Consider the following 11,462-nt stretch of genomic DNA (forward strand, 5'->3'; position numbering starts at 1 on the left):
GGGTTACTGGTGGCATAGAGGAACCCGCATGGCGTGCCATACTCCAAGGCAGTCCATCGCTCGGAATGTAGGTCCGCATGCCCAACGGAATGAAGCGCGCACTCATCGGCCTGATGACCGCACTGGTCTGCTATTGCCTGCTTGGCTTCCTGATACTGCCTGGTGTCGCCCAGCGTGTCGTCAACCAGCAACTGATCCATTACGCGACGGTGCCGGCGCGCCTGGAACGAATCGAATTCAACCCGTTCAGTCTCGAGCTGACGCTGTTCAATCTGCGCCTCGGCGAGGCCGATCAGCCGCAGCTCGGCTTCGAACGTCTGTATCTCGATCTGCAATGGAGCAGCCTCTGGCACCGCGCCCTGCAGATAGAAAATATCGAGCTGACCCAGCTGCACACCGAAGTGGTGTTCGACAAGGACGGTACGCTCAACCTGACACGACTGTTCGACCTGCCACCGTCTGCTGAAGATGAAGAGACGCAAGAGCCGGAAGAACCCTTCGCCCTGCATATCGACCGACTGCAGCTGGTAGAGGGCTCGGTCCGCTTCGCCGACCAGCGACCCGAAGAGCCCATCGACTTCCTCCTCGACTCACTCAATTTCGAGCTGCTGAACTTCGCCACCCGCTCGGATGACGCAGCCGATGCAATGCTGGTCGCGACCGGCCCCAGCGGGGCCCGGGTGGACTGGAACGGACAGTTCAATCTGGCGCCAGCCATCAGCTCGTCCGGCCAGCTGAAAATCAGCAATCTGGCATTGAAGGACTTCTGGGCCTACGCCCATGACGCCTTGCCACTGCGCCTGCAGCAAGGCCGGCTGAGTTTCGCCAGCGATTATCGGCTCGATCTGGCGGAGCGCACCGAGCTGCAATTGAGCAACCTGAACGCCCAACTGGCGCCGCTCGAACTCGACACCGCCGGCGGGCAGCCAATGGTTCGCCTGAACAAGCTTGAAATCAGCCAGACATCACTGGATCTGACCAAGCAACAGGTGGTGATCGGCCAGCTGCGCAGCGATGCCCTGGAAACCTGGGTAATCCGCGAACCCGACGGCGAGCTGAACTGGCAGAAACTGCTGACCTCATCATTATCCGCCAACACCCAGCCGGAGACTACTGAACAGACGGGCGCCGTCGAACCCGTACAAACAGCCACCGCAGACGACCAGTCGGCAGCTTGGCAAGTGCTGCTGAGTGACGCCCAGCTACGCGACTACCGGGTACATCTGCGTGACCGTGTGCCGGCGGAAAAAGTCGTCCTGGAGCTGGGTCCGCTTAATTTAGCTGTATCCGATTTCGACAGCCTGGGCACTTCGCCTTTCGGGCTGGAACTGACCACCGGCGTCGGCAACCAGGGCACTTTGCAAGCGGCGGGACAGCTTCAACTGCAGCCTGCGTCTGGACGACTTAGCATCAGCACGCAGGATATCGACCTGCGCATCGCTCAGGCCTACCTGACGCCCTTCGTGCATCTCGAATTGCGCAGCGGCATGCTGGCCAGTCAGCTGGAACTTGAGCTGACTGGCACCGAGCCACTGGCGTTCAATCTCGGAGGGACAGCCGAAATTACCCAGCTGCATACGCTCGATACCATCAACAATCGCGACTTCATCAAATGGCAGCGCTTGCAACTCGGCGGGCTGGATTACCAGCATCCCCAACAGTTGCAAATCGAACGCATCGACCTGACCCAGCCCTACGCGCGCTTCATCATCAATCCGGACCTCACCACCAATATCAATGACCTGTTGGTGGACAAGACGACCGCGGCTGACAGCGACAGCGCGGCTGCTGCGGCAACCGAACAAGCGGAGCCGCTGGGCATCCGTATCGGCGGCATCGCCATCAATGAGGGTTCGGCCAATTTTTCCGACCTCAGTCTGCGCCCTCCCTTCATAACGGCCGTGCAGGAGCTCAGCGGTGAGATCGGTACGATCGACAACCAGGCGCAGCAACCGGCCACGGTCGACGTGAACGGCAAGGTCGATCGCTATGCGCCGGTCAGCATCAAGGGAAACCTCACGCCGTTCGATCCGCTACAGAGCCTCGATATCGCCACGCGCTTCCGGCAGGTCGAACTGACCAACCTTTCGCCCTACTCTGGGAAATTCGCCGGTTATCGCATCCGCAAAGGCCGCATGGATCTCGATCTCCACTACCGCATTCAGCAGGGCCAGCTGAACGCCGAGAATAAGGTCGTGCTGCAACAGCTGCAGCTTGGCGAGAAAGTGGATAGTCCCGAAGCGGTCGATCTGCCGGTACGTCTGGCCGTCGCGCTGTTGAAAGACAGTCGTGGCACGATTTCGCTGGAGCTGCCGGTTCAGGGCGACCTCAACAACCCTCAGTTCGATGTTATGCCGATCGTCTGGCAGACACTGCGCAACCTCCTGACTCGTGCAGTCAAGGCACCGTTCAAATTTCTCGCCGGTGTCGTCGGCGGCGACCAGGAAGATCTCAGCCAAGTGCTCTTCGCACCCGGCAGTAGCGACCTCGATCAGCCGGCGCGCGCCAACCTGGACACCCTGGGCCGTGCGCTGAATGAGCGACCCGTGTTGCGCCTCGAAGTCGAAGGACAGAGCTCGCCTCAAGCCGACGGACCGCTGCTGGCCGAACAATGGCTGCAGAACGAATACCAGGAAACCTGGTACAAGATGCTGCAGCGTCGCGGCGACAAGGTGCCTGCCGATGCTGGGCAACTGGAAATTGGCGATGAGGAGAAAGCCGCCATGCTCGAAGGCATTTATCGCAGCCGTCTCGGCCAGCAACCACCCGATCAATGGAGCGAGCTCGGCGAGCAGGTGCGCAGCGAGAAGATGCGCGATGCCATACTGACCAGCCGAGCCGATAGCGCTGCCCTGCTACGCCGCTTGAGCCGCGCCCGCGCCGCTTCGATCAAGGATTATCTGGTCGATCAGGCTGGCCTCGATGCTTCGCGGGTGTACCTGCTAGATACTGGCATTGCGGAAGCCGAGCAAGACGGACAAGTCCCAACGCCCCTGCATCTGGGAAGCGAATGATGCCAGCCATAATCCATACCCTGCTGCTCAGCACTATCCTGGCAGCCCCTTTCGCCCAGGCGGAAACGCTACGCTGCGGCAGCGCGCTGATCAGTACCGGAGATCGGCCTTTCGAAGTTGAGAACAAGTGCGGCGCGCCAGTGCGGCGGGATCTGGTCGGCTACGCGCTGGGCCCTCACGCCCGGCGGGAAATGGTAGTCGAGGAATGGCTGTATGGGCCTGACAACGGCATGCTCAGCATCCTTACGTTCGAAGGCAACCGGCTGGTACGCATCGAATCCCGTCGCGCTCGTTAACAGGCCTCAACATGTCTCCCAGTTCCCCCCTGCTCCTGCTGAGCCTGCTCGTATTCGCCACCGGCGCCCATGCGTCTTCTACGCATCGCTGCGGCAGTGCGCTCGTTAGCCTTGAAGCGTCCACCAGCGAGGTCAGCACCAAGTGCGGAGAGCCCTCCAGCTCCGCCCTGGTTGGCTACAAGGAAATCCTCGATGACTATGGCTTTCGCCATGAGGTCCCAGTTGAGGAATGGACTTACGGGCCAACCAACGGCATGTACCATTTCTTGCGTTTCGAAGGAAACCGGCTGCGCCGGATCGAAAGCCAGCGCGGTCGCTAAACACGTAAATAAAAAACCCCACTGTAAAGTGGGGCTTCATTTGTTGCTGCGACGGCCGCGAATATCAGTCGGCAGCTTTCAGGCCATCAGCCGAGACTTCACGTACGCCCTTGATGGACTTGGCTTTACTGATCGCTGCCTCACGCTCAGCTTCGGTAGCTACAGTGCCTGACAGCGATACAACGCCGTCTTTGGTTTCCACTTCGATATCCATGCCCGGTGTGGCGTCTTCGGCCAGCAGGGACGATTTCACCTTGGTGGTGATCCAGGTATCGGACGTGGCATCACCGGCTTCCTTCATGGTGTCGTTGGTTGCCAGCATGACGGTATCGGTCTTATCCAGGGCTGGAGTGGTGTCGGCGAAAGCGGCACCTGCCATCGGTAGGCTCAGAGCAGCGGCGACGGCAACAGCGGTAAGAGAGTTCTGAATGTTCATATGGCACTCCTGTTTTTCTTCAAATGTCTGCGGCATCACTCCGACGCAGATTCACAGGTAATATCGCAAGCGCCATGCCATCTTTTTGTTTTTTCAAATCCTAATAAAATCAATAAGTTGAGAATTCAAGTAGCTGAACGCCACTAGCACACTGCATGTTCCAATCCAGCGAAGCGTGCAACTTGCAACAAGGCGTTGATCCTTTCGCTGCTCGATAGGCTTCAAACACGACCTGACGCGACGACGCGCAACTAACGAAAGCAGTGCGTTGCGTGGCCGGTTGGATTAACGTCGCAAGCTCAGGTGGGAGCTAGGTATCAGCTTCAAGAGATCGCTAGAAAAGATACCCTGCCTGAAAAAAACGAACCCCGCCGTTTGGCGGGGTTCGTCTCAATCAAAAAGAACCCTAAGGGTCTTTTTAGTATCGCTGCGTTAGGCGCCCGAAGCTTTCGCCGCCGCTACGTCCTTGATCGACAGCTTGATGCGACCGCGGTTGTCCACGTCCAGCACCAGTACTTCGACTTCCTGACCTTCCTTGAGGATATCGGTGACTTTTTCGACACGCTGATCGCTTAGCATCGAGATATGCACCAGGCCATCCTTGCCCGGTAGGATGTTGACGAAGGCACCGAAGTCAACGATGCGCTCAACCTTGCCAACGTAGATCTTGCCAATCTCGGCTTCGGCAGTGATGCCCAGAACGCGCTGCTTGGCCGCCTCGGCCGCGTCCTTGGTTTCACCAAAGATCTTGATCGAACCATCGTCTTCGATGTCGATCGAGGCCTTGGTTTCTTCGCAGATGCTGCGGATGGTGGCGCCACCCTTGCCGATGACGTCGCGGATCTTGTCTTGATCGATCTTCATCGCAATCATGGTAGGAGCGTTGGCCGACAGTTCAGTACGCGACTGGCCGATGACCTGGTTCATCTGACCAAGGATGTTGAGACGGGCTTCCAGCGCCTGACCCAGCGCGATTTCCATGATCTCTTCAGTGATGCCTTGGATCTTGATGTCCATCTGCAAAGCGGTGACGCCCTTGGCAGTGCCGGCCACCTTGAAGTCCATGTCACCCAGGTGATCTTCGTCACCCAGGATGTCGGTCAGAACGGCGAATTTCTCGCCTTCCTTGACCAGACCCATGGCGATGCCCGCCACTGGCGCCTTCATCGGCACACCGGCATCCATCAGAGCCAAGGAAGCACCACAGACCGAGGCCATGGAGCTGGAGCCGTTGGACTCGGTGATCTCCGAAACCACGCGAATGGTGTATGGGAATTCGTCAGCGCTTGGCAGCATGGCCGAGACACTGCGACGAGCCAAACGGCCATGTCCGATTTCGCGACGACCTGTTGCGCCCATGCGACCACACTCACCAACCGAGTACGGCGGGAAGTTGTAGTGCAGCATGAAGGGGTCTTTCTTCTCGCCTTCAAGGGTATCCAGCAGCTGCGCATCACGGGCAGTGCCGAGGGTCGCAACGACCAGTGCCTGGGTTTCGCCACGGGTGAACAGGGCCGAACCGTGGGTCTTATCCAACACACCGACTTCGATGTTCAGGCCACGCACGGTACGGGTGTCGCGGCCATCGATACGCGGTTTGCCGTTAACGATATTCTCGCGCACGGTGCGGTATTCGATTTCGCCGAAAGCCTCTTTGACTTCACCAGCGGAAGGCTGACCCTCTTCGCCGGAGAACTTGGCCACTACCTGATCTTTCAGTTCGCCCAGGCGCGCATAGCGGTCCTGCTTGATGATGATGGTGTAGGCCTGGGAAATCGCCTCACCGAACTCGCTGCGGATGGCATCGAGCAGTGCGGTGTTTTCCGCTTTAGGCTGCCAGTCCCAGGTCGGCTTGGCAGCTTCGGCAGCCAATTCGGTCACGGCCTGGATCACGGCCTGGAATTCGTCGTGCGCAAAGAGTACGGCGCCCAACATTTGGTCTTCGGTCAGCTCTTTGGCTTCCGATTCAACCATCAGTACAGCGTCTTTGGTACCGGCTACGACCATGTCCAGGCTGGAAGCCTTGAGCTGCTCGTACGTCGGGTTCAGCAGGTAACCGGTTTCCGGGTGAAAGGCTACGCGCGCGGCACCGATCGGGCCATTGAACGGGATGCCGGAGATTGCCAGAGCAGCCGAGGTGCCGATCATCGCAGCGATGTCCGGATCGGTTTTCTTGCTGGTGGAAACCACGGTGCAGATGACCTGCACTTCGTTCTGGAAGCCTTCCGGAAACAGCGGACGGATCGGGCGATCGATCAGACGCGAAGTCAGGGTTTCCTTTTCCGAAGGACGTGCTTCGCGCTTGAAGAAACCACCGGGGATCTTGCCGGCTGCGTAGGTTTTTTCCTGGTAATGGACCGAGAGCGGGAAAAAGCCCTTGCTCGGGTCAGCCGTCTTGGCGCCAACGACCGTGACCAGCACGGTTACGTCGTTATCGACGGTGACCAGCACGGCGCCGGATGCCTGACGGGCGATGCGGCCAGTCTCGAGGGTTACGGTCGACTGACCGAACTGAAATTTCTTGATTACCGGGTTCACGGTGCTTTCCTTCTCTCTGTTGCCTTTGGGGGAAATTGGCGGGAGCGGCGGGAGTCGGACCCGATCTCTCCTGCAAAAGCCAAAAAGCTGGAAGCTCGAAGCCAGAAGCGGAGGTTCTCCAACTTACGACTTCAAGCTTCCAGCTCCAGGCTTCCAGCTCGCTACGTCTTAACGACGCAGACCCAGACGACCGATCAGGGTGCTGTAACGAGTAGTGTCCTTGCCCTTCAGGTAATCCAGCAGCTTACGACGCTGGTTAACCATACGGATCAGACCACGACGCGAGTGGTGATCTTTACCGTTGGCCTTGAAGTGACCTTGCAGCTTGTTGATGTTGGCGGTCAGCAGTGCAACCTGCACTTCCGGGGAACCGGTGTCGCCTTCAGCTTGCTTGTACTCGTTAACGATCTGGGCTTTTTCTTCAACGCTAAGTGCCATGATGGGCTCCTTACAGTGAACAGGCCGGGACGCATCCCGTGTTTTAAAAGAGGGCTGACCGTGCCTGCCAACAGCCATCCTCGTGACGCAACACACCACCGAGGCGCATTGCGTATCGGTCATTCCGACCGAATCAGTCGACGCGGCGCTATACGCCCGTCTTCGCTCACCTCACCGATACCGATAAAGCGACCGTTATGATCCTGCACTCGCAGCATGCCGAACTTCGGCGCTTCCGGTGCCCGTACCGGCTGACCGTGCAACCAATAAAAGGCGCTGTGCTCTGAAAGCTGCAGCAGCGGCCAGTGTTCCAGCCCGCTATCGACCGGCTTGAGAAAGGCATCTAGCGCCTCCGCTCCACCTTCGGCATGGACCTGCTCGAGCTCCTCGAGACTGACCGTCTGGGTCAGATCGAAAGGCCCCGCCTGAGTCCGCCGCAGTTCGGCTACGTGTGCACCACAGCCTAACTTCAGCCCGATATCTTCGACGAGCGTGCGGATATAAGTACCCTTGCTACAGGCGACGGCCAAACGCGCCCTATCGTCTTCCAGCGAGAGCAAATCCAGGCGGGCAATGGTAACAGAACGCGGCTCGCGCTCCACTACCTCTCCTGCACGCGCCAGTTTGTACAGTGGCTGACCGTCACGCTTGAGTGCCGAATACATCGGCGGCACCTGCAGCAGGTCGCCGCGAAACTCTGGCAGAAGCGCCTCGATCTGCGCCGCGCTGATGGCGACAGGCTTGCGCTCGATTACCTCGCCCTCGGCATCAGCCGTGGTGGTGGTCACGCCAAACTGAGCAACGGTCTCGTAACCCTTGTCGGCATCAAGCAGATACTGGGAAAACTTGGTGGCTTCGCCAAAACACAGCGGCAGCACGCCGGTCGCCAGCGGATCCAGACTCCCGGTATGCCCCGCCTTTTCGGCATTGAGCAACCAGCGAACCTTCTGCAACGCCGCATTGGACGTGAACCCACGGGGCTTATCAAGAAGGATGATGCCGCTAACTGCGCGGCGAACACGTTTTACCTGTGCCACGCATTACTCTCCAACATCATCGCTGTGTTTGCGGTCTTCCGCGACAGCACGCTCGATCAGCGAGGCCAGCTCGACACCGCGACGGACGCTGGCGTCATAGTTGAAGTGCAACTGCGGCACCGTGCGCAACTTCATCGCCTTGCCCAGCTGCATACGTAGGAATCCACTCGCTTCGTTGAGAATCCGAAGGCTGGATTTGACGGCATCTTCATCGTCATCCTTGCCCATGACGGTGATGAATATCTTGGCATGGGACAGGTCACGACTGACCTCGACCCCGGTAATGGTTACCAAGCCCAAACGCGGATCTTTGACTTCACGCTGAATCAGCTGTGCCAGCTCGCGCTGCATCTGGTCGCCGATACGCTGGGTACGGCTGTAATCTTTTGCCATCTTTCATACCTTCTTAAAAGCCGAAAGCTGGAAGCCCAAAGCCGGAAGCTGCACGAGCAGCTTCCGGCTTCTGACTTCCAGCTTCAAGCTAGCGTTTTGCTTAGAGCGAACGCGCCACTTCGACCTTCTCGAACACTTCGATCTTGTCACCAGCCTTGACGTCGTTGTAGCTCTTGACCCCTATACCGCACTCCATACCGGCGCGCACTTCGGCGACGTCATCCTTGAAGCGACGCAGGGATTCCAGCTCGCCTTCGAAGATCACGACGTCGTCGCGCAGCACGCGGATTGGACGATTGCGATGGACCATACCCTCAGTGACCATGCAACCCGCGACGGCACCGAACTTGGGCGAACGGAATACATCGCGAACTTCAGCGATGCCGAGGATGTTCTCCCGAACGTCGCTGCCAAGCATGCCGGTCAGGGCTTTCTTGACGTCTTCGATGATGTCGTAGATCACGTTGTAGTAACGCAGATCCAGACCTTCCTGCTCGACGATCTTGCGGGCACCGGCATCAGCGCGAACGTTGAAACCGAACAATACGGCATTGGAGGCCAGGGCCAGGTTGGCGTCGCTCTCGGTGATACCACCGACACCGCCACCGATCACGCGCACCTGCACTTCGTCGTTGCCCAGACCGCTGAGTGATCCTTGCAGCGCTTCGAGTGAGCCACGTACGTCAGACTTAAGGACGATGTTGAGCGTCTTCTTCTCTTCCTGTCCCATGTTCTCGAAGATGTTTTCCAGCTTGCCGGCGTGAGCGCGGGCCAGTTTCACTTCGCGGAACTTGCCCTGACGGAACAGGGCCACTTCACGTGCCTTTTTCTCGTCTGCCAGCACGCTGAGCTCGTCACCTGCGTCCGGCGTACCGTCGAGGCCGAGAATCTCGACCGGGATCGACGGACCAGCTTCCTTAATCGGCTTGCCGTTCTCGTCGAGCATCGCGCGGATACGCCCGTAGTTCGAGCCGACCAACGCCATGTCACCCTGACGCAGGGTACCGTCCTGCACCAGCACCGTAGCGACCGGGCCACGACCCTTGTCCAGACGCGATTCGACCACGACACCACGGCCCGGAGCGGACGGAGTTGCCGTCAGTTCGAGAATCTCGGCCTGTAGCAGAACGGCCTCGAGCAGTTCGTCGACGCCGGTACCCATCTTGGCGGAAACCGACACGAATGGCGTATCACCGCCCCACTCTTCGGACGTCACTTCATGAACGGACAACTCACTACGGATCCGATCGAGGTCGGCACCCGGCTTGTCGATCTTGTTCACAGCCACGACCAGCGGAACACCCGCGGCCTTGGCATGCTGAATCGCTTCGATCGTCTGCGGCATCACGCCGTCATCGGCTGCCACCACGAGAATGACGATGTCGGTCGCCTGCGCACCGCGTGCACGCATGGCGGTAAACGCGGCGTGACCGGGCGTATCGAGGAAGGTGACCATGCCACGCTCGGTTTCCACGTGATAGGCACCGATGTGCTGAGTGATGCCACCCGCCTCACCAGCCGCTACTTTGGCGCGACGAATATAGTCGAGCAACGAGGTTTTACCATGGTCGACGTGGCCCATTACGGTCACGACCGGCGCACGGGTGATCGCTTCGCCTTCGAACTTCAACAGTTCAGCCAATTGCTCTTCCAGGGCGTTGTCGCTGACCAGCTTGACCTTGTGGCCCAACTCCTCGGCGATCAGCTGAGCAGTTTCCTGATCCAGCACCTGGTTGATAGTTACCGGGCTGCCCATCTTGAACATGAACTTGATGACTTCAGCCGCCTTGACCGACATCTGCTGTGCCAGATCACCGACAGTGATGGTCTCGCCAATGGCAACTTCACGAACGATCGGGCCAGTCGGGCTCTGGAAACCATGCGCATTGCGCTTCTTCAGCTTCGACTTGCCGCGACCACCGCGACGGAAGCCGTCCGCATCGTCTTCGCCGCTACGGACGGTACGCGACAGTGGCGCTTTGGCCTTCAGCGAAGGGCGATGCTGCGCCTGTTTACGATCACGACGCTCATCATCGTCGCTCCGGGCCTTTTCTGCGCGACGCGGCTCATCCTTCTTGCGCTCTTCGACCGGGACGGCCGGAGCGGGCTCAGGAGTAACCGCCGCAACCGGTGCCTCGACTGGTGCAGAAACTGCTGCTTGCGCCGCTGCTTCCGCTTGGAGGCGAGCCTCTTCCTCGGCGCGCAGGCGCTCTTCCTCGGCAGCCTTCTGACGAGCCGCCTCTTCGGCGGCACGCTGCTCTTCCAGCTCGCGCTGTTTCTCGGCCTCGATTTCGTCGGCGCTACGCTTGACGAAGGTTTTCTTCTTGCGAACTTCAACGCTGATGGTTTTGCTACCACCCACTTTCAGTTTGGTGGTGGTCTTGCGCTGCAACGTAATCTTGCGCGGCTCATCCACCTTGGCGCCGTGGCTGCTCTTCAGGTGCGCCAACAGCGCTTGCTTTTCGTTATCGGTCACTACTTGCTCGGCGCTGGTGTGCGACAGTCCTGCCTCACGCATCTGCTGCAGCAGTCGCTCGACCGGTGTGTCGACCACTTGGGCCAGTTCTTTCACCGTGACTTGCGTCATGCATCTCTCTCCTCAGGCCGCTAAATTACTTACTCGAACCAATGGGCTCGGGCGGCCATGATCAGCTTGCCGGCACGTTCTTGATCTATGCCGTCTATGTCGAGCAGGTCGTCAATCGACTGCTCGGCCAGGTCTTCGCGGGTGATGACACCCCGCATTGCCAACTCGACCGCCAGTTCCTTGTTCATGCCTTCCAGCTCGAGCAAATCCTCGGCTGGCTGAGCATCTGCCAGTTTTTCTTCCGTTGCGATCGCCTTGGTCAGCAAACGATCCTTGGCGCGGGTTCGCAGCTCATTGACGATTTCTTCGTCGAAGCCTTCGATGCCGAGCATTTCCTCCATTGGGACGTAGGCAACCTCTTCGAGCGAAGTGAAGCCTTCCTCGACCAGTACCTGCGCCAGTT

At 59.0% G+C, this 11,462-nt stretch carries 10 protein-coding genes; 3 read left to right on the forward strand and 7 right to left on the reverse strand.

Translation table 11 applies throughout. The features are described 5' to 3' along the window. Nucleotides 1-77: 77 nt before the first annotated feature. From NA645_RS15675 to NA645_RS15685, 3 genes are read left to right on the forward strand one after another with little or no spacing between them, the layout of a single operon-like run. Nucleotides 78-3,014 carry a DUF748 domain-containing protein gene (locus tag NA645_RS15675; protein ID WP_256049689.1) on the forward strand — a complete coding sequence of 979 codons (2,937 nt, stop codon included), beginning with the start codon at nt 78-80 and terminating at the stop codon, nt 3,012-3,014. Further along, nucleotides 3,014-3,310 (forward strand): DUF2845 domain-containing protein, encoded by a 297-nt coding sequence (locus tag NA645_RS15680; protein WP_374105183.1) that lies wholly within the window; start codon nt 3,014-3,016, stop codon nt 3,308-3,310. Before NA645_RS15675 ends, NA645_RS15680 begins: the two co-directional genes overlap by 1 nt. Before the next feature lie 11 nt (nt 3,311-3,321). Beyond that, a complete protein-coding gene (locus tag NA645_RS15685; protein WP_256049690.1) occupies nt 3,322-3,630 on the forward strand; it encodes a DUF2845 domain-containing protein in 309 nt (102 codons plus the stop codon). Nucleotides 3,631-3,694: 64 nt separating this feature from the next. On the opposite strand, the gene NA645_RS15690 is transcribed toward NA645_RS15685, so the two are convergent. The 7 genes from NA645_RS15690 to NA645_RS15720 form a co-directional block, all read right to left on the reverse strand. Next, entirely contained in the window at nt 3,695-4,066 is a 372-nt protein-coding gene (locus tag NA645_RS15690) for a BON domain-containing protein (RefSeq protein ID WP_256049691.1), read from the reverse strand. 432 nt (nt 4,067-4,498) lie between these two features. After that, on the reverse strand, nt 4,499-6,604 hold the full coding sequence (gene pnp, locus NA645_RS15695; RefSeq protein ID WP_256049692.1) for a polyribonucleotide nucleotidyltransferase: 2,106 nt from the start codon (nt 6,602-6,604) through the stop codon (nt 4,499-4,501). Nucleotides 6,605-6,772: 168 nt separating this feature from the next. Next, on the reverse strand, nt 6,773-7,042 hold the full coding sequence (rpsO, locus tag NA645_RS15700) for a 30S ribosomal protein S15 (RefSeq protein WP_003280896.1): 270 nt from the start codon (nt 7,040-7,042) through the stop codon (nt 6,773-6,775). Between the two features lie 119 nt (nt 7,043-7,161). After that, nucleotides 7,162-8,079: a tRNA pseudouridine(55) synthase TruB gene (gene truB, locus NA645_RS15705; protein WP_256049693.1), complete on the reverse strand. Its 918-nt coding sequence runs from the start codon at nt 8,077-8,079 to the stop codon at nt 7,162-7,164. A gap of 3 nt (nt 8,080-8,082) precedes the next feature. Further along, nucleotides 8,083-8,472 carry a 30S ribosome-binding factor RbfA gene (gene rbfA, locus NA645_RS15710; protein WP_131650780.1) on the reverse strand — a complete coding sequence of 130 codons (390 nt, stop codon included), beginning with the start codon at nt 8,470-8,472 and terminating at the stop codon, nt 8,083-8,085. 100 nt (nt 8,473-8,572) lie between these two features. Then, entirely contained in the window at nt 8,573-11,059 is a 2,487-nt protein-coding gene (gene infB / locus NA645_RS15715) for a translation initiation factor IF-2 (protein ID WP_256049694.1), read from the reverse strand. A gap of 29 nt (nt 11,060-11,088) precedes the next feature. Further along, the coding region (locus NA645_RS15720; protein WP_256049695.1) for a helix-hairpin-helix domain-containing protein at nt 11,089-11,462 on the reverse strand (374 nt) is incomplete at its 5' end.

It is taken from the genome of Stutzerimonas stutzeri (genome assembly GCF_024448955.1).
Lineage (GTDB): Bacteria > Pseudomonadota > Gammaproteobacteria > Pseudomonadales > Pseudomonadaceae > Stutzerimonas > Stutzerimonas stutzeri_AQ.